Here is a 17,411-nt window from a genome sequence, read left to right as displayed (position 1 = left end):
GCCGCGCATGTGTGTCGGGCACGTATCAATGGCCGACACGCTTTGTATGCCAGCACCACAGGGTGCGAAACCGATACAGAGTGATACGTAGGCTCAGACCTGAGCAGTCCAGCGGCGCTGCTGCTCCATGATGAAGTCGACGAAAGTGCGCAGGCGCAGGGGCATGTGCCGGCCATGGGGATACAACAGGGTGAAGGGCCGCGAGCGTCCGGCGAATGGCTGCAACACCTCGACCAGCGAACCATCGGCCAGCTCGCGCTCGACGATAAAGCGATAGGTCTGGAACAACCCCGCGCCGTGCTTGGCCAGGGTCACGCCGCCTAGCACATCGTCCGAGCAGACGTAACCGCCCTCGGTGAGTATCTCCCGCTCGGTCCCGTCCTCACTAAACAGCCACGTGATGCGCCGGCCGCTGCTGGGCAGCTCGAACTGGATGCAGTCGTGCCGCGCGAGATCATCCAGGGTCTGTGGCGTGCCCGCGCGCGCCAGGTATTCGGGGGTGGCCACCACCACCAGCCGGGCATCCTCCAGCGGCCTGGCGATCAGCGTCGAGTCCGGTTGCGCACGCACGCGGATGGCCAGGTCGTAACCCTCGCCGACGAAATCGATGTTGCGGTTACCCAAATGCACGTCAACCTGCACCTTCGGAAAGCGCCGGCGGAACTCGGGTAACAGCGGCAAGATGCGGTGATGTCCGTAGGTGGTGGGCAGGCTGATACGCAGGGTGCCGGAGGGCTCCTGCTGCTGGCCGGTCAGCGTGCGCTCAGCCTCTACCATCTGGGTAAGCGCCTGGCGGCACTGCTCGTAGTAACCGCGTCCGCCCTCGGTCAGACGGATGCTACGGGTAGTGCGTACGAACAGTCGCGAGCCCAGGCGCTCCTCGAGCCGGCCGATCGAGCGGCTGACCGCCGCAGGTGTAACCCCAGCCGCCAGCCCGGCCGCGGTGAAGCTGCCCAGCTCCGCCGCCAGGCAGAACAGCTCGATGCTGCCGAGCATCACATCGTCGAATTGTCGCTGCATTAATTACACCGTGTACTAACTGAAGTTCTCCGAGCCATATTTATCCACCTATACAACAAAAATATAGTCCTCCCAACGGCGCCACCTGGCGCCTCCTCATCGGGAGAATCGACATGAGCAACAGCAGAACGGTAGTCATTACCGGTGCCTCCAGCGGCATCGGTTTCGGCCTGGCCAAGGCCTTCCTCGCCAGCGGCTTCAACGTGGTCGGCAACGCCCGCTCCGCCGAACGCCTGGAACAAGCCAGGGAACAACTAGGCAGCCCCACCGCCTTCGTCGGTGTGGCCGGCGACATCGCCAGGCCGGACACCGCACGCCACCTGATCCAGGCCGGTATCGAGGCCTTCGGTCAGGTCGACGTGCTGGTCAACAATGCCGGTTTCTTCCTGCCCAAGCCTTTCATCGAGTACAGCCCAGAGGACATTGACGGCCTGCTGGAAACCAACCTCAAGGGGGTGGTCTACGCCTCTCAGGCCGCCGCCACGCATATGATCGGGCGGCGCCAGGGGCAGATAATCAACATCACCGCTGCTGTGGCGCTGCAGCCTAACCTCGCCGTGCCCGCCGCCCTGCCAGTACTGATCAAGGGCGGCCTGAATCAGGTCACCCGCGCCCTTGCGCTGGAGCTGTCGCCCCACAACATCCAGGTCAATGCAGTGGCCCCAGGTATCATCGAGACGCCGATGCACGACCCGGCCAGCTTCGATTTCCTCAACGGCCTGCAGCCGGCCGGACGCATCGGCCGCGTCAGCGATATCGCCGACGCCGTGCTCTACCTGGCCAATGCCCGGTTCACCACGGGCGTGGTATTGCCGGTCGACGGCGGAATGAGCGTCGGTAAATGGTAATGGGCTGAACCTGACGGGGCGGCCCGCGCCTCCCCGCTTGACAACATCCACCCACACAGGAGCGACATCATGCCCTTCGTCAGCGTCCGTATCACCCGTGACGGCGTCACCCGCGAGCAGAAAGCCCAGGTCATCAAGGAAATCACCGAGACTTTGCAGCGCGTACTTAACAAGCAGCCCGAACTCACCCACATCGTAATCGAGGAAGTCGACACCGATAACTGGGGTTACGCGGGCATGACCACCACCGAGTACCGCAGCAAAAAACCACTGGGATGAGCGCGATCCAGACTCGCCAGCACGAGCCTTGGAGGCGGGGTCAGGTCATATGTATTGACTATCCTGGAGGCGCAGACCAGCGCCTCCAGGGACGTACAAAGAAATCCATGAATGCGGCGCACCAAATAGGTCGTCGCCAGTGAAATCCGGCATCAACAGGGTTAACGACGGGTGGTTGACCGCTTTTGACGAAAGCACTCGTTATAGCCCGTAAATCTGCACTGACTGCTCTACTCCTGCCCACTCCGCCCGATTCCTTCGACGCGTTTCTGCAGCAGGCGGATGCCGCCCTTTACCTGGGGAAGACGCCGCTCGCATGCGCTCGGCCAGTTGCTGAGCGCCGGCGCTGTCGGTGCCCAGGGGCGATGACCACGAATTCCTCGCCGCCCAAGCGGCAGACCAGGTCGCCCTGGCGTGCCGTGGCCTTGAGCACAGCGGCGACCTGGCTCAGAACACGGTCACCGGCCTTGTGACCATGGGTTCGCGTAAGTTGAGAGGGGCAACAGGAGCCTAGCACTGGGTGGCGCGCAGCGGCGCCCTCGCCTCTCTCTGCACTCCAGAGGCATTCGGCATGGCATTTCAAACCAGCGAATCGTAGGCACATGGCGCCGGGAAGGCAATTTGCCATTTATGCACTCCGGCAGGGGCAGCCTGGCTGTGCTGGCCTATCGTGCGAAAAAAGAACGCCGAGTCGGCTGAGCCGGCTCGGCGTAAACGCAAACCCGTTTGCACAGGTTTACTACCGTGTTCAACGGTGGGCAGCTAGGACACAAAAAGAGCCGCCTTACAGTTTCGATCAGAAGGCAGGCAGTACCGCGCCGTCATAACGTTCTTCGATGAATGCCTTCACTTGCGGGCTGGTCAGCGCGGCGGAGAGCTTCTTGATCGCCTCGCTCTCCTGGTTGTCCGGGCGGGCCACCAGGTAGTTGACGTAAGGCGAGTCGCTGCCTTCGATCGCCAATGCATCGCGCTTGGGATTGAGCTTGGCCTCCAGCGCATAGTTGGTGTTGATCAGCGCCAGATCGACCTGATTCAGCACGCGCGGCACGGTGGCCGCCTCCAGCTCGCGGAACTTGAAGTTGCGCGGGTTATCGACGATGTCACGCGGCAGCGCCTGGGCGCTGGTGGGGTCCTTGAGGGTCAGCAGGCCGGCTTTCTGCAACAGCAGCAGCGCACGGCCGGTGGTGCTGACTTCGTTGGGAATGGCGATGGTGGCGCCGTTCGGCAATTCGTCGAGGGACTTGTACTTGGTCGAGTAGGCGCCGAAGGGCTCGACGTGCACGCCCTGCACGATCACCAATTCGGTACCACGCTGCGCATTGAAGGTGTCCAGGTACGGCTTGGTCTGGAAGTAGTTGGCATCGAGATTCTTCTGACTGACCTGCAGGTTAGGTTGCACGTAGTCGGTGAAGACCTTGATATCCAGATCCACGCCTTGCTTGGCCAGCTCGGGCTTGATCAGTTCGAGGATTTCAGCGTGCGGCACCGGCGTGGCGGCCACGCTCAGCTTTTCGCCAGCCTGGGCCAGGGAGGCAGTCAGGGCAGCGGCCAGGGCAGTCAGCAGCAGGGTCTTGTTCATGATGTCCTTGTTCTCAGTCTATGGCACCGGCTGGATCGACAGCCCGGCACGTTTGGCAGGCACCCGGCGGATAGGGCGGGCTGGGCGCAACAGTACGGAGAAAGGTTTATGCCATAAAATAACTATTAATTATTTTCTTATGCCAAAAAAATAATATTCCGCTTCTGCTTGTGAGCCCAGCCTCCTCGCCCCTAGAGTGAAAAGCCTTCGCTCCCAGGAGGCTCCCATGCTCACTGCCGCTCTCGCCCGCTTCCCCCGCCTGCAATTGATCCCTCAGGCCACCGCTCTGCAGCACCTGCCGCGCCTGTCCCAACACCTGGGCCGCGATATCTGGATCAAACGCGACGACCTCACCCCGTTGGCGCTCGGCGGCAACAAGGCACGCAAGCTCGAATACCTCGCTGCCGATGCACAGGCCAAAGGGGCCGATGTGCTGGTCACGGCCGGCGCCATCCAGTCCAACCACGTGCGGCAGACCGCAGCGGTCGCCGCCCAGCTCGGCCTGGGCTGCCTGGCCCTGCTGGAAAACCCCATCGACAGCCAGAGCGACGACTACCTGGGCAACGGCAATCGCCTGCTGCTGGACCTGTTCGGCGCCGAGGTGGAAAACGTCGCCAACCTGGACAACGCCGACCAACTGCTGGAGGCCGCCTGCCAACGCCTCGGTGCAGCCGGGCGTAGGCCATACCTGGTGCCCATCGGTGGCTCCAATGCCCTGGGCGCACTCGGCTACGTGCGCGGCGGCCTGGAGCTGGCCGAGCAGATCGCCGCCAGCGGCCAGGACTTCGCCGCCGTGGTGCTGGCCTCCGGCAGCGCCGGCACTCATGCCGGGCTGGCCCTGGCGCTGGAGAGTGCGCGCCCTGGTACACGTGTGATCGGTGTCACCGTTTCGCGCAGCGAGGCCGCACAAAAGCCCAAGGTCGAGGGTCTACTCCAGCGCACCGCTGAACTGCTGGGCGTGGAGATGCCGCACGGATTGAACCTGGAGCTATGGGACGCCTATTTCGCACCGCGCTACGGCGAAGCCAACGCCGCCGGCCTCGAGGCCATCAGCCTGCTGGCGCGCCTGGAAGCGATCCTGCTCGACCCGGTCTACACTGGCAAAGCCTTCGCCGGGCTGTTCGATGGCCTCAAGCGTGGCGCCTTCCCAGGCAATGGACCGCTGCTGTTCCTGCACACGGGCGGCTCGCCGGCCCTCTTCGCCTACAAATAAAAATGAATATATAGATAATTTTTAATTATTTAGAAGCATAAGAATTTCCACCTAGAGTGGCGCCACCTTCCCACTTGCATGAGGTCACCATGACATTCTCAACCCTGCGTCGCCGTTTCCTCTTCGCTAGCCTGGCCCTCATGTTGGGCGCCAGCCTCAGCGCACCGAGCTTCGCCGCCGACCTGCTCGATGACATCAAGGCCCGCGGCGCCATCAAGGTCGGACTGGAGGGCACCTACCCACCCTTCAACTATCAAGACGCCAACGGTAAGCTGACCGGCTTCGAAGTGGAGCTGGCCGAAGCGCTGGCCAAGGAGCTGGACGTCAAGGTCGAGTTTCAGCCGACCAAGTGGGACGGCATCCTCGCCGCGCTGGAATCCAAGCGCCTGGACGTGGTGATCAACCAGGTGACCATCTCCGACGAGCGCAAGAAGAAGTACGATTTCTCCACCCCCTACACCGTCTCCGGCATCCAGGCGCTGACCCGCAAGGCCGATGGCGACAGCATCAAGAGCGCCCAGGATCTGGCCGGCAAGAAAGTCGGCGTAGGCCTTGGCACCAACTATGAACAGTGGCTGAAAGACAACGTGCCGCAAGCCGACATCCGCACCTACGATGACGACCCGACCAAGTTCCAGGACCTCAACGTCGGCCGCATCGACGTGATCCTGGTGGATCGCCTGGCCGCCTTCGAAATGGTCGAGAAAACCGGTGGCCGCCTGGCCGTGGCCGGTGACGCCTTCTCCCGCCAGGAGGCTGGCATCGCCATGCGCAAGGGCAACCCCGCCCTGCTCGCCGCCATCGACCAGGCGCTGGCCAAGCTGAGTGCCGACGGTACCCTCAAGCAACTCTCCGAGAAATGGTTCAAGGCTGACGTCACCCGATGATCGAGTCCGCCCTACAGCTGGCTCTGGAGTCCGCGCCCTTTCTGCTCAAGGGCGCCTACTACACGGTCGTACTCAGCCTGGGCGGCATGTTCTTCGGCCTGCTGCTGGGCTTCGCCCTCGCCGTCGGACGCCTGTACGGGCCAGCCCCACTGCGCTGGCTCACCCGCCTCTACGTCTCCTTCTTTCGTGGCACGCCGCTGCTGGTGCAGCTGTTCCTGATCTACTACGGCCTGCCGCAACTGGGCATTCAGCTCGATCCGTTGCCCGCAGCGCTGATCGGCTTCTCGCTGAACATGGCCGCCTACACCTCGGAGATTCTCCGCGCTGCCATCGCGTCCATCGACCGTGGCCAATGGGAAGCGGCCGCCAGCATCGGCATGAGCAAGACGCAGACGCTGTATCGGGCGATCCTGCCGCAGGCCGCGCGCACCGCCCTGCCGCCGCTGGGCAACAGTTTCATTTCCCTGGTCAAGGACACCGCCCTGGCCGCCACCATCCAGGTGCCGGAACTGTTCCGTCAGGCGCAGTTGATCACCGCGCGCACCTTCGAAATTTTCACCATGTACCTGGCGGCCGCGCTGATCTACTGGGCGCTGGCCAGCATCCTCGCGCACTTCCAGGCGCGCCTTGAGGCCAGGGTCAACCGGCACGAGCAGGACAACTGATGATTTCCGTGCGCAATCTGCGAAAAGCCTTCGGCAGCAACGAAGTACTCAAGGGCATCGACCTGGACGTGGCCGCCGGCGAAGTGGTCGCCATCATCGGCCCCAGCGGCTCGGGCAAGACCACTCTGCTGCGCTGCCTCAACCTGCTGGAGCAACCCAGCGCCGGGCAGATCACCGTGGGCGATATCCATATCGATGCGGATAAACCGCTCAAGGGCCAGCAGAAGCTGATCCGCCAACTGCGCCAGCAGGCCGGCTTCGTGTTCCAGAACTTCAACCTGTTCCCCCACCGCACAGCGCTGGAAAACGTCATCGAAGGGCCGGTGCAGGTGAAGAAGGAGCCACGCGAAGCAGCCCTCGCCCATGCCCGCGCCCTGCTCGCCAAGGTGGGCCTGAGCGGCAAGGAAAACGCCTACCCCAAACGCCTGTCCGGCGGCCAGCAACAGCGCGTGGCCATCGCCCGTGCCCTGGCCATGCGCCCGCAGGTGATCCTCTTCGACGAACCCACCTCGGCCCTCGACCCCGAACTGGTGGGCGAAGTGCTGACCACCATCCGTGATCTGGCCGAAGAAAAACGCACCATGGTCATCGTCACCCACGAGATGGCCTTCGCCCGCGACGTGGCAGACCGGGCGATCTTCATCGACCAGGGCCACATCGTCGAACAGGGCCCGGCCAAGACCCTGTTCACCGCACCCCAGCACGAACGCACGCGGCAGTTTCTCAGCAAGTTTCTGCTGGAGCGCTCGGTTTAGTCAGTCGCAGGCGTGCGCCGTCACTGTTGCCCTGGCAGCCTGTTTGAGTGCGCTGCTCCGCACACAGCGGCGAGGAAAGCGGTAGTAAGCGATACTTTTGGGCCGCTTGCGGCCATTACCGGCCTCTCGCATGAGATTTTTAGTGGCAAATAAACAGTTCTTTTTGTTGCGTTGGCCAATGCTGCATGGGTACGCACCTCTAGCTTACAATGTTCAGTGTTGACGGATATCAGTTCGCTCAGCGCTGCTCAAAACTGGCACCAAGAGCCCATACCACGTACGCGCTCAAAAAACAGCCACTTGAGGCATCTCCATGACAGAAGCAGTCATTACACTATACGAAGAAACAATTGGGGACAGACCACGATATTGATGCTCCTGCATCAACAGCTACTGGCCTGTTCATCCCTGTTGCGAGCATCCGCTTTCCCAGATTTTTGCTCTCTACCTTCTTCTTCAAACCTAGGCGAGTTCAGAGATCTAGCAGCATCAACCGNGCGCTCGCCCAGCTCGGCCGTGTGGTTTCGATCGTGGACATTGCCAAGCCGCAGAACCTCATTCAGGCCTGGGGCAAGAACGCCAGCTACCACTTCGTCTTCACCCGCCAGAACCGCGGCAAGCTCGATGAACTGAAGGCATTGGTCGAGCGCGGCCAACTGCGCCCCCATATTGGCGCGGTCTATTCGCTCGCTGATATCTCAAGCGCACATGCGCTGCTGGAGACCCCTAACAACGGTCTTCGCGGAAAAGTCGCGATTGCCATCGAGCCCTCGCTCGCCCCATAAGCGTGCACTTTTAATCATTTAACTGAATATGAAGGAGTGCCCCCATGATTTATGAAATCGCTCTGCTGCCCGTTCACAAAGAACAAATTGAACAGTTCAAACGTGCATTTGCCGAGGTTGCGCCTCTGCTCCGCCGCGCCAAGGGTTATGGCGGCCACATGCTCGCGCCCGGTATTGAAAGCCCCGAGCGATTCAACCTGATCGTGCGCTGGGCTTCACTTGAGGACCACACGCCGGGCTTCGAGGCGAGTGACGACCACCAGACTTTCATGCTGGGCCTGGAGGAATATTTTTCGGAAGAGCCGACGGTCTATCACATCGAGGGGGCGCCCTTCACTACCGGAAAAGATGAAGATCAAAACGGCATCTTCGGCGTGGCAGTACCTTAAATTGCGCGCAAGCGCCCACAGACAGTGAGGTGAAGCAATGGCCAAGGCCGCTGATGTTGTTGTGCAATGTCTGGAAAACGAAGGCGTCGAGTACGTATTCGGCATTCCGGGTGAGGAAAACCTCGACCTGCTGGAGTCTCTGCGCAAGTCGAAGATCAGGCTGGTACTGACCCGTCATGAGCAGTCTGCTGGTTTCATGGCCGCTACCTACGGCCGCCTGACCGGCAAGACCGGCGTCAGCCTGTCGACCCTCGGCCCTGGTGCCACCAACCTGGTGACCGCCGGTGCCTACGCCTATCTGGGCGGCATGCCGATGATGATGATCACCGGCCAGAAGCCGATCAAGAAGTCCAAGCAGGGCCGGTTCCAGATCATCGATGTGTGCGGGATGATGGCGCCCATCACCAAATACACCCACCAGTTCGCCTCGGCCGACAACATCCCGGCTCGCATGCGCGAAGCTTTCCGCCTGGCTGAAGAAGAAAAGCCCGGTGCCGTGCACCTGGAACTGCCGGAAGACATCGCCGCCGAGCAGACCGAAAGCACGCCGATCCCGCCGAGCCTGCACCGTCGCCCGCTGGCCGAGCACAAGGCGATTGAAGGTGCGGTCGAGAAACTGCAGAACGCCCGGACTCCAATTCTGGTGATCGGCGCTGGCGCCAACCGCAAGATGACCGCCAAGGTGCTCAAGCAACTGATCGACAAGACCGGCATACCCTTCGTCACCACCCAGATGGGCAAGGGCGTGGTAGATGAGCGTCACCCACGCTTCCTGGGCAATGCCGCGCTGTCCGCGGGCGATTTCGTACACCGCGCCATCGAGGCTGCCGACCTGATCGTCAACATCGGCCACGACGTAATCGAAAAGCCACCGTTCTTCATGGTGCGTGGCGGTACCGAGGTTATCCACATCAGCTTCCGTTCCGCCGAAGTCGATGCCGTGTACTTCCCACAGGTAGAAGTGATCGGCGATATCGCCAACGCCGTTTGGCAGATCGGCGAAGCATTGCAGATTCAGGAACATTGGGACTTCAGCCGGCTGATGACGATTCGCGAGGCCAATGAAGAACAGATTGTCGAAGGCGCTGACGACAACCGCTTCCCGATCTACCCGCAACGCTTCGTCGCCGACGTACGCCAGGCCCTGCCATCCGATGGCGTCGTCGCGCTGGATAACGGCATCTACAAGATCTGGTTCGCGCGCAACTACAAGGCGCACAAGCCGAATACCGTGCTGCTCGACAACGCTCTGGCAACCATGGGCGCTGGCTTGCCGTCGGCCATGGCGGCGCACCTGGTCTGCCCGGATCGCCCGGTGGTCGCAGTCTGTGGTGACGGCGGTTTCATGATGAACAGCCAGGAGTTGGAAACTGCGGTACGCCTGAAGATGAACCTGACGGTCATCATCCTGCGCGACGGCGGCTACGGCATGATTCGCTGGAAGCAGTCGAACATGGGCTTCACCGATTTTGGCCTGGATTACGGCAACCCGGACTTCGTCATGTATGCGCAAAGCTACGGCGCTCAGGGCCATCTCGTGGAAAGCGCCGAGGGCTTCCTTCCTCTGTTACAGCGCTGCATCAGCGAGCCAGGCGTGCACGTGATCGATTGTCCGGTGGACTACTCGGAGAATGACTTCATTCTCAACAGTGAGATCAAGAGAAGAAGTGCCCTGGTCTGATCTCTCGATACCCGCGTCTCTCAATGGCGGCACTGCGGTGTCGCCAGTCTTTCCGTATTGAAATCGGAGTTCATCATGCAACTCAAAGACTCTCAGCTGTTCCGCCAGCAGGCCTTCATCGATGGTGCGTGGGTTGACGCGGACAGTGGTCAGACAATCAAGGTCGACAACCCGGCAACGGGCGAGATTCTGGGCAGCGTGCCGAAAATGGGCGCCGCCGAAACCCGCCGAGCCATTGAAGCCGCGGACAAGGCACTGCCGGCGTGGCGCGCGCTGACCGCCAAAGAACGTGGGAACAAGCTGCGTCGCTGGTTCGAACTGATGATCGAGAAGCAGGACGACCTTGCGCGCCTGATGACGTTGGAGCAAGGCAAACCATTGGCCGAAGCCAAGGGTGAAATCGTGTACGCCGCTTCCTTTATCGAGTGGTTCGCCGAAGAAGCCAAGCGTATTTACGGTGACGTCATTCCGGGCCACCAGCCGGACAAGCGCCTGATCGTGATGAAACAGCCGATTGGCGTCACCGCCGCCATCACGCCCTGGAACTTTCCGGCCGCGATGATCACCCGTAAAGCCGGCCCGGCCCTGGCCGCCGGTTGCACCATGGTGCTCAAGCCTGCCTCGCAAACCCCATTCACCGCGTTCGCCTTGGCTGAACTGGCGCAGCGTGCCGGCATCCCGAATGGCGTATTCAACGTGGTATCTGGCAGCGCCGGCGACATCGGCAGCGAGCTGACCGGCAACCCGATCGTACGCAAACTGACCTTCACCGGCTCGACCGAAATCGGTCGTCAGCTGATGGCCGAATGCGCCAAGGACATCAAGAAGGTCTCGCTGGAACTGGGTGGTAACGCGCCGTTCATCGTGTTCGACGACGCAGATCTGGATAAGGCCGTCGAAGGCGCAATCATTTCCAAGTACCGCAACAACGGCCAGACCTGCGTCTGCGCCAACCGTCTGTACATCCAGGATTCGGTCTACGACGCATTCGCCGAGAAGCTGAAGGTGGCTGTGGCGAAACTGAAGGTCGGTAACGGTCTGGAAGATGGCACCAACGCCGGCCCCCTGATCGACGAAAAAGCCGTGGCCAAGGTCAAGGAACATATCGCCGACGCAGTTGCCAAAGGTGCCACCCTGCTGTCCGGCGGCAAATCCATCGAAGGCAACTTCTTTGAGCCGACCATCCTGACCAACGTGCCAAACAATGCCGCCGTGGCCAAGGAAGAGACATTCGGCCCACTGGCTCCACTGTTTCGCTTCAAAGACGAAGCCGAAGTCATCGCCATGGCGAACGACACCGAGTTCGGTCTGGCCTCGTACTTCTTTGCGCGTGACCTGAGCCGTGTGTTCCGTGTGGCGGAAGCCCTGGAATACGGCATGGTTGGCGTCAACACCGGTCTTGTTTCCAATGAAGTCGCACCGTTCGGCGGCATGAAGGCCTCGGGCTTGGGCCGTGAAGGCTCCAAATACGGTATCGAGGACTACCTGGAGATCAAATACCTGTGTCTGAGCGTATGAGGTTCTCGGTGCAGTGAGCGCTGGTCACGCAAACTTACCAAGTTTCACAACGCCTGTGCCTGTCAGCGTTGGCCCCAGAAAACTCCTGAGCTGAAGCATGCAGATTGATAAGTGAATCCAGCGATTCTCAGAGGTCTGCATATTGTCTGGGGCAAACGCTTAAGAAACGGAAGCTGTAGCAGTCATAGGTCATGTTTCAGCACACCTCGCCACCTGCTCAGGAACGCCCACCATGCTCGTGAACAAATTGTCCCTTCAATGGAAAATTACACTTCTTGCGGGGCTCTGCCTGTTAGCGACCGTAGCGATCCTTATAGGCGTTTCGCTGCATCGCATGAGTATCTCCACTGAACTGGTAAAGGCGACCAGTACGCAAATGCTGGCGACTTCCGCGCAAGAGCGCTTGGAAGGCGAAGGTAAGGCACAGGCCTTGATGATTCAGCGTTACTTCCTGTCGTCCTATAAGGATGGGGCGAACCTGACTCGACAGGTAATTGCCACTCTCAAGCTAGCTCGGGAATTACAAATCGAGCCTGGCGTAGTGCGCCTTAACCTGAATCAGCAAGTAAAGGAAGCACTGCAGGCGAGCCCTCAGTTACTGAGCATCTACATGATCGCCGAGCCGAACGCCATCGGTGAGGACACTCAGTTTCTGGGCCAATCCGATGCAGCCAGTAATGAAGTGGGGCGTTTCTCTGCCTATTGGGCCCAGCAAAACGGTCAGATCAGCGGTCTGGCACCTTCCGAAGCAGTGATTAACGACACCACCCCCATGCTCGATGGCAGCCCTTACAACACTTGGTACCACTGCCCGCTGCAGAGCCGAGAACCCTGCCTGCTGGAACCCTACTTCGATGAAACATCGGGTCAGAAAGAACTGATCACGACGCTCGCCTTTCCGGTGATTGACGATGCGAAAGTGCTTGGCGTAGTGGGGATGGATATCCGCATCGGTACGCTTCAGGAGCTGGCCCTAAGTGGCAGCGCAGGGCTTTTCGAGGGACAAGGTGGGATCAGCATCGTCACGCCAGCAGGCTTGTTTGCAGGGCACAGTCGGGACATTGCTCGACTTGGCGATCAGTTGGCCCAGGTCTTCCCTGAAGCGGCGGCAGATATAAAGAGCCTGCTCAATCAGGGACGGATCAGCAAACGTGATGCAGGAGGTAGCCTGCAGGTTCTGGCGCCCTTCGAACCCATACCGGGCTCTAAAGCGTGGGCAATCATTCTGGAAATGCCGACGAACGTTCTGCTGGCGCCGGCCAGGGCGCTGGAGTCTGAAATGGATGCGCGCAAGTCCGAAGGCGCTTGGCTGGAGTTAGTCATCGGCTTGGGTACAGCGATCCTGGGATTACTCCTGGTATCACTGACGGCCCGAGGCGTGACTCGGCCCATTCTCGGAGTTGCGAACATGCTCAAGGATATTGCATCCGGAGAAGGTGATCTGACACGGCGCCTTGAATATGGTTACAAAGATGAACTTGGGGAGCTTGTTGGTGGGTTCAACCGGTTTCTCGACAAGCTTCAACCTATTTTCGCGGACGTTAAGAGCTCAGTTCTGGACGCGCGCAGTACGGCGAATCAAGCGGCTGCCATCGCCAGTCAGACCAGTTCGGGTATGCATCAGCAATTCCATGAGGTCGAGCAGGTCGCGACGGCTTCGAACGAGATGAGTGCGACAGCACAGGACGTCGCTCACAGCGCGGCTATGGCTGCCGAAGCTGCACGCAACGCCGATCAGGCGTCACGCGATGGGCTGGCTGTAATAGATGTCACGACTCAAGCGATTTCGCAGCTTTCAAGCGAGATGAGCGCAGCTATGGCCCAGGTACGGACACTAGCCAACAGCAGTGAGCGTATTGGCTCGGTGTTGGAGGTAATTCGAGCGGTTTCCGAACAGACGAATCTGTTGGCGCTGAACGCCGCAATCGAGGCAGCACGCGCCGGAGATGCTGGGCGAGGTTTTGCCGTGGTGGCAGATGAGGTCCGCAGCCTGGCCAGGCGCACCCAGGATTCGGTCGAAGAAATCCGAGAGGTGATTGAAGGGCTGCAGAAGAATACCCGCGAGGTCGTTGCATCCATCCATGACAGCCACACACATGCTCAAGGCAGTGTTGCGAAAGTGGAGCATGCTGTAGCTGCGCTCAAGAGTATTGGTGACGCTATCGCGGTAATCACCGATATGAATATGCAGATTGCCAGTGCAGCAGAAGAGCAGAGCGCCGTGGCTGAGGAAATCAATCGCAACGTGGCAGCCATACGGGACGTAACGGAGTCTCTTTCTGGCCAAGCGGATCAGTCGGCACAGGTCAGTCAGGACCTGAACCGTCTCGCCAATCACCAACAAAATCTAGTGGAGCATTTCAAGGTTTGATTGGCCAGCTATTCACTTTATAAAACTCAAGTGTCTTGCTACTGCCTTAGGCTCAGATATGGCTGTAGCCTTGATTCCACTCCAGGGCAGTGGCCTCGCGTTTGAACGCTGCGAAAGTACGTCCTAGCTTGCTAAGCGGACACCTCTCTAACGGCAAGGATTCTCGCCTGGATCGGTGTCCGGGATCAGCAGCCCCGTGCAGCTAGGCCTCAATATTGCGCACTTACGGGATGAGCGAGGGCTCGACGGCAATCGCGACTTTTCCGCGAAGACCGTTGTTAGGGGTCTCCAGCAGCGCGTGCGCGCTTGAAATGTCAGCGAGCGAATAGACCGCGCCAATATGGGGGAGCAGTTGGCCGCGCTCGACCAATGCCTTCAGTTCATCGAGCTTGCCGCGGTTCTGGCGGGTGAAGACGAAGTGGTAGCTGGCGTTCTTGCCCCAGGCCTGAATGAGGTTCTGCGGCTTGGCGATGTCCCAGGCGGGGCATGTGGGGATCTTCCTTGGTTTTTTGATCAGTACGCGCATGTAGCCGTAAGGAGGGAATAGGGTCAAGCGCAACGGTGAAAAGTGGAGAGACTATTTCTCCTCCGGAATGACCGCTCCTGGCCGATAGCAGCCCGTCGTCACTGGCTGCTATCGGCCAAATGTAGTCAGTCAAAAACTCCAAAAACAGTGGTAATTCAGAAGTTGGAGCATCGAGCACCACGCAGCTGACTTAATCAGTCAGTGCTCGCCGTAAAGCAGTGAACAGTCGCAAGCATCTTCGCAAACATGAGCGTCCAGTTTGGGGCCGATGATCATTTTTCTTTGGGGGACTGCAGTAGAACGCCCAAAGCAGTGATGCCCAGTAGGACTGCCGCTAACAGCAGATTGATCGGCACTCCGATCTCACGCAACGCCTGGCTGGCATATACATCTGTACCGGGAATCAGGTAAGCCACGAACAGACCCGGCCAGAAACTGCCTGGCGCCAATGCCGCCGCCCATACCTGACCACGCTTCAGTGCGACCAGAGAAAACAGGCTGACCAGAACCAGCGTAGTGAACTGCATGCCGATATGAAACCGCGCATGCCCTGGCCAATCCGGATTGAACAGATGGGTGGCATTGAACACATCGGCGATGGCCACTATCGCCACGGTAGCGACGATAGCGAAACCAAGCAGGGTGTTACCAAGTAATGGGCGAGTCATGATGGCCTCCTTCACAGGCTTGGATAGTCAATGAAGCCCGCATCCTCGCCGCCATAAAGTGTGGCGCGGTCGGCTTGAGCCAGTTCGGCGCCACGTGCAAAACGCTCCGGCAGGTCGGGATTGGCCACGAACGGAGTGCCGAACGACACCAGTGCGGCCTCGCCAGCCTTGAGAGCCGTCTCACCGCTCGCTGCGTCATAGCCACCGTTGGCAATCAATGGGCTGTTAATTTGCGGACCGAAAGTTGCCAGTACGTCACGCGGCCAGTGCGGGAAGTTGTCCAGCGGAAACAGCGCGCGCATTAGGTGCACATAGCCAGGCTGCAGCTTGTTCAATTCGCCCAGCAGGTAGCTGTAGAGGGCCAGCGGATCGCTGTCGATCATGCTGTTGAAAGGAATCACCGGCGACAGCTTGATCCCCACGCGAGCTGAGCCCCAAACTTCGATCAGCGCCTGCATTACCTCCAGCACGAACCGACTGCGCTTGGCGATGCTTCCGCCGTACTCGTCCGTGCGCAGATTGGCCGAGTCCACAAGAAACTGGTTCGGCAAATAGCCGAATGCGGCGTGCAACTCAACACCGTCAAAACCCGCACGCTTGGCGTTTTCAGCGGCTCGACGGTAGTCACCGATGACGTCCTGGATTTCGCTGAAGGTCAGTGCGCGCGGTACCTCGTAATCCTTCATACCTTCCAAGGTGAAATGCTGCTGGCCCTGGATCGCAACAGCAGACGGAGCTACGGGTAACAAACCACCACGCACGCTGGAATGACCGACCCGGCCGGTGTGCCAGAGCTGCGCGAAGATCTTGCCACCTGCCTCATGCACCGCCGCCGTTACCTGTTGCCAGGCGACAATTTGCTTATCGCTGAAGAGGCCGGGGGTGAGCGGACTTCCGACGGCGTCTGCCGAGATATTGATTGCCTCACTGATGATCAGTCCGGCACTGGCACGCTGGGCGTAGTAGGTGGCCGTGGATGCCCGCGGTACCCCGGCAGCATCGGCCCTTGAGCGCGTCATCGGCGCCATCACCATATGGTTGCGCAGATCAAGATCATGCAGACGAGCCGGGCTAAGCAATTGAGCGGTCATGGGGGAAGTCTCCAAGTTCACGCAGAGGGATATCAGGCGTGAACAGATCATCCGGCCCAGCATGTATAGGATAAAGTCACAAAATCAGGAATGATTGCTCCACCAGTGGAGCAATGGAGTTCTATATGAAGCTGCTCAATGACATGGCCCTGTTCGTTGAAGTGATCAAGGCCAACAGCTTTCGCGGCGCCGCCGAGGCAGTTGGCTTGCCCAACTCCACGGTCTCGCGGCGAATTGCAGAACTGGAGCGACGTATCGGTCTGCGCCTGCTCAACCGCACCACGCGGCGTATCGAACTCACAGAAGGCGGTCGCCTTTACTATGAGCGCTGTCGGCGCATCGTCGACGAAGCCCGCCTGGCCCATGAAGAGATCTCTGATCTGGTAGACAATCCCAGCGGCCTGATTCGTCTGTCCATGCCCATCGACTTCGGTGTGGTCTACCTGGCACCGCTATTGGCCGAGTTTGCCGAACGCTACCCGCTGATCCAGTTCGATCTGGATCTCACACCAAAGCGTCTGGATCTGATCCGTGACCCGGTTGATCTCGTGATCCGTATCGGCGCCCTACCCGACTCGCAGTTGATTGCCCGCCCCCTTGGTACCCTGCAGCGAAACCTCTTTGCCAGCCCAAGTTATCTGGCCCGCCATGGTGTACCGAGCAGCCCAGCAGAATTACTGCAACATCAGTGTCTACGCATGCTAGATGCGCCCTGGATCCTGCACGCTGCAGAGCAGAAAGTGAGCCTGCCGATCCAGGGACGCTACCTGCTGAACAATATCGGTATGCTGCGTCGCCTAGCCTTGCTCGGTCAGGGTATCGCTATGCTGGTGGACGAGATGATCGGCGAGGATCTTGCCCAAGGCCGATTGCAGCGCGTATTGCCCAGCTGGCGGGCAGAGGCCCTGCCGGTTTACGCGATTACCGAGACCCGCCTGGTGCCGGCCAAGGTGCGGGTGTTGATCGACTTCCTCTCTGAGCAGTTCAACAGTGAGTGAAGTACGTCCAGTGTATGCGCTGTGGCAATTGCGCTGCCAGAATGCCGGACAACGGGCGTAGGCCAGTGCGCCGACGTTAATCATTGAATCGCCCCTGGTTTTGCAGCCGCTTTATGACCGCTTTTGACCGTTCCCTCG

Annotated in this window: 17 protein-coding genes and 2 pseudogenes; 13 read left to right on the top strand and 6 right to left on the bottom strand. The window is 60.0% G+C overall.

Going from position 1 to position 17,411, the window contains the following annotated elements:
• Positions 1-93: 93 nt before the first annotated feature.
• Positions 94-1,020 carry a LysR family transcriptional regulator gene (locus GV002_RS08130; RefSeq protein WP_021488862.1) on the bottom strand — a complete coding sequence of 309 codons (927 nt, stop codon included), beginning with the start codon at positions 1,018-1,020 and terminating at the stop codon, positions 94-96.
• A 113-nt stretch (positions 1,021-1,133) separates the two neighbouring features.
• Here GV002_RS08130 and GV002_RS08125 point away from each other — a divergent pair, with 113 nt between their 5' ends.
• Positions 1,134-1,868 (top strand): SDR family NAD(P)-dependent oxidoreductase, encoded by a 735-nt coding sequence (locus GV002_RS08125; RefSeq protein WP_160017833.1) that lies wholly within the window; start codon positions 1,134-1,136, stop codon positions 1,866-1,868.
• Between the two features lie 69 nt (positions 1,869-1,937).
• On the top strand, positions 1,938-2,147 hold the full coding sequence (locus GV002_RS08120) for a tautomerase family protein (protein ID WP_021488860.1): 210 nt from the start codon (positions 1,938-1,940) through the stop codon (positions 2,145-2,147).
• A 292-nt stretch (positions 2,148-2,439) separates the two neighbouring features.
• On the opposite strand, the gene GV002_RS24285 is transcribed toward GV002_RS08120, so the two are convergent.
• Positions 2,440-2,751, bottom strand: coding sequence for a diguanylate cyclase domain-containing protein (locus tag GV002_RS24285; RefSeq protein ID WP_256667080.1), 312 nt, complete (start codon positions 2,749-2,751; stop codon positions 2,440-2,442).
• Between the two features lie 192 nt (positions 2,752-2,943).
• Positions 2,944-3,726, bottom strand: coding sequence for a MetQ/NlpA family ABC transporter substrate-binding protein (locus tag GV002_RS08110; RefSeq protein ID WP_160017832.1), 783 nt, complete (start codon positions 3,724-3,726; stop codon positions 2,944-2,946).
• Between the two features lie 226 nt (positions 3,727-3,952).
• Here GV002_RS08110 and GV002_RS08105 point away from each other — a divergent pair, with 226 nt between their 5' ends.
• The 10 genes and pseudogenes from GV002_RS08105 (at position 3,953) to GV002_RS24570 (ending at position 13,990) form a co-directional block, all read left to right on the top strand.
• Positions 3,953-4,939 (top strand): D-cysteine desulfhydrase, encoded by a 987-nt coding sequence (locus GV002_RS08105; RefSeq protein WP_160017831.1) that lies wholly within the window; start codon positions 3,953-3,955, stop codon positions 4,937-4,939.
• Positions 4,940-5,028: 89 nt separating this feature from the next.
• Positions 5,029-5,826, top strand: coding sequence for a cystine ABC transporter substrate-binding protein (gene tcyJ, locus GV002_RS08100; RefSeq protein WP_160017830.1), 798 nt, complete (start codon positions 5,029-5,031; stop codon positions 5,824-5,826).
• Positions 5,823-6,491: a cystine ABC transporter permease gene (tcyL, locus tag GV002_RS08095; protein ID WP_045735909.1), complete on the top strand. Its 669-nt coding sequence runs from the start codon at positions 5,823-5,825 to the stop codon at positions 6,489-6,491. The genes tcyJ and tcyL overlap by 4 nt, the downstream gene beginning before the upstream one ends.
• A complete protein-coding gene (gene tcyN / locus GV002_RS08090) occupies positions 6,491-7,246 on the top strand; it encodes an L-cystine ABC transporter ATP-binding protein TcyN (protein ID WP_160017829.1) in 756 nt (251 codons plus the stop codon). The genes tcyL and tcyN overlap by 1 nt, the downstream gene beginning before the upstream one ends.
• 497 nt (positions 7,247-7,743) lie before the next feature.
• Positions 7,744-8,031, top strand: a 288-nt coding sequence (locus tag GV002_RS08085; protein ID WP_160018905.1) for a zinc-binding dehydrogenase, incomplete at its 5' end; no start/stop codon positions are given.
• Between the two features lie 44 nt (positions 8,032-8,075).
• Positions 8,076-8,420, top strand: coding sequence for an antibiotic biosynthesis monooxygenase family protein (locus GV002_RS08080; RefSeq protein ID WP_160017828.1), 345 nt, complete (start codon positions 8,076-8,078; stop codon positions 8,418-8,420).
• 37 nt (positions 8,421-8,457) lie between these two features.
• On the top strand, positions 8,458-10,101 hold the full coding sequence (locus tag GV002_RS08075) for an acetolactate synthase large subunit (protein ID WP_160017827.1): 1,644 nt from the start codon (positions 8,458-8,460) through the stop codon (positions 10,099-10,101).
• A 75-nt stretch (positions 10,102-10,176) separates the two neighbouring features.
• A complete protein-coding gene (gabD, locus tag GV002_RS08070) occupies positions 10,177-11,619 on the top strand; it encodes an NADP-dependent succinate-semialdehyde dehydrogenase (protein ID WP_160017826.1) in 1,443 nt (480 codons plus the stop codon).
• 232 nt (positions 11,620-11,851) lie between these two features.
• Positions 11,852-13,084 (top strand): annotated as a pseudogene (locus GV002_RS24575) (chemotaxis protein); the annotation flags it as partial.
• 150 nt (positions 13,085-13,234) lie between these two features.
• Complete coding sequence (locus GV002_RS24570; protein WP_372241828.1) at positions 13,235-13,990, top strand: methyl-accepting chemotaxis protein; 756 nt, start codon at positions 13,235-13,237, stop codon at positions 13,988-13,990.
• 223 nt (positions 13,991-14,213) lie between these two features.
• On the opposite strand, the pseudogene GV002_RS08060 reads toward GV002_RS24570, so the two are convergent.
• The 3 genes and pseudogenes from GV002_RS08060 to GV002_RS08050 all read right to left on the bottom strand — a co-directional run.
• Positions 14,214-14,465, bottom strand: a pseudogene (locus tag GV002_RS08060) (zinc-binding dehydrogenase); the annotation flags it as partial.
• Positions 14,466-14,788: 323 nt separating this feature from the next.
• The gene (locus GV002_RS08055; protein WP_256667049.1) at positions 14,789-15,184 is read right to left on the bottom strand and encodes a hypothetical protein; all 396 of its coding nucleotides are present in this window, start codon (positions 15,182-15,184) and stop codon (positions 14,789-14,791) included.
• An 11-nt stretch (positions 15,185-15,195) separates the two neighbouring features.
• Positions 15,196-16,275: an alkene reductase gene (locus GV002_RS08050; RefSeq protein ID WP_160017824.1), complete on the bottom strand. Its 1,080-nt coding sequence runs from the start codon at positions 16,273-16,275 to the stop codon at positions 15,196-15,198.
• 125 nt (positions 16,276-16,400) lie between these two features.
• Here GV002_RS08050 and GV002_RS08045 point away from each other — a divergent pair, with 125 nt between their 5' ends.
• The gene (locus tag GV002_RS08045; RefSeq protein WP_160017823.1) at positions 16,401-17,273 is read left to right on the top strand and encodes a LysR family transcriptional regulator; all 873 of its coding nucleotides are present in this window, start codon (positions 16,401-16,403) and stop codon (positions 17,271-17,273) included.
• Positions 17,274-17,411: the final 138 nt, after the last annotated feature.

The sequence above is a fragment of the Pseudomonas sp. 8O genome (assembly GCF_902506495.1).
Classification (GTDB): domain Bacteria; phylum Pseudomonadota; class Gammaproteobacteria; order Pseudomonadales; family Pseudomonadaceae; genus Aquipseudomonas; species Aquipseudomonas chaetocerotis.
This window is presented reverse-complemented; position numbering and strand designations above follow the sequence as displayed.

Excerpts from the sequence above, each read along its gene's own strand:
- GV002_RS08130 (WP_021488862.1), bottom strand. The coding sequence starts at position 1,020 with ATGCAGCGACAATTCGACGATGTGATGCTCGGCAGCATCGAGCTGTTC.
- GV002_RS08125 (WP_160017833.1), top strand. The coding sequence starts at position 1,134 with ATGAGCAACAGCAGAACGGTAGTCATTACCGGTGCCTCCAGCGGCATC.
- GV002_RS08120 (WP_021488860.1), top strand. The coding sequence starts at position 1,938 with ATGCCCTTCGTCAGCGTCCGTATCACCCGTGACGGCGTCACCCGCGAG.
- GV002_RS24285 (WP_256667080.1), bottom strand. The coding sequence starts at position 2,751 with ATGTGCCTACGATTCGCTGGTTTGAAATGCCATGCCGAATGCCTCTGG.
- GV002_RS08110 (WP_160017832.1), bottom strand. The coding sequence starts at position 3,726 with ATGAACAAGACCCTGCTGCTGACTGCCCTGGCCGCTGCCCTGACTGCC.
- GV002_RS08105 (WP_160017831.1), top strand. The coding sequence starts at position 3,953 with ATGCTCACTGCCGCTCTCGCCCGCTTCCCCCGCCTGCAATTGATCCCT.
- tcyJ (WP_160017830.1), top strand. The coding sequence starts at position 5,029 with ATGACATTCTCAACCCTGCGTCGCCGTTTCCTCTTCGCTAGCCTGGCC.
- tcyL (WP_045735909.1), top strand. The coding sequence starts at position 5,823 with ATGATCGAGTCCGCCCTACAGCTGGCTCTGGAGTCCGCGCCCTTTCTG.
- tcyN (WP_160017829.1), top strand. The coding sequence starts at position 6,491 with ATGATTTCCGTGCGCAATCTGCGAAAAGCCTTCGGCAGCAACGAAGTA.
- GV002_RS08080 (WP_160017828.1), top strand. The coding sequence starts at position 8,076 with ATGATTTATGAAATCGCTCTGCTGCCCGTTCACAAAGAACAAATTGAA.
- GV002_RS08075 (WP_160017827.1), top strand. The coding sequence starts at position 8,458 with ATGGCCAAGGCCGCTGATGTTGTTGTGCAATGTCTGGAAAACGAAGGC.
- gabD (WP_160017826.1), top strand. The coding sequence starts at position 10,177 with ATGCAACTCAAAGACTCTCAGCTGTTCCGCCAGCAGGCCTTCATCGAT.
- GV002_RS24570 (WP_372241828.1), top strand. The coding sequence starts at position 13,235 with ATGCATCAGCAATTCCATGAGGTCGAGCAGGTCGCGACGGCTTCGAAC.
- GV002_RS08055 (WP_256667049.1), bottom strand. The coding sequence starts at position 15,184 with ATGACTCGCCCATTACTTGGTAACACCCTGCTTGGTTTCGCTATCGTC.
- GV002_RS08050 (WP_160017824.1), bottom strand. The coding sequence starts at position 16,275 with ATGACCGCTCAATTGCTTAGCCCGGCTCGTCTGCATGATCTTGATCTG.
- GV002_RS08045 (WP_160017823.1), top strand. The coding sequence starts at position 16,401 with ATGAAGCTGCTCAATGACATGGCCCTGTTCGTTGAAGTGATCAAGGCC.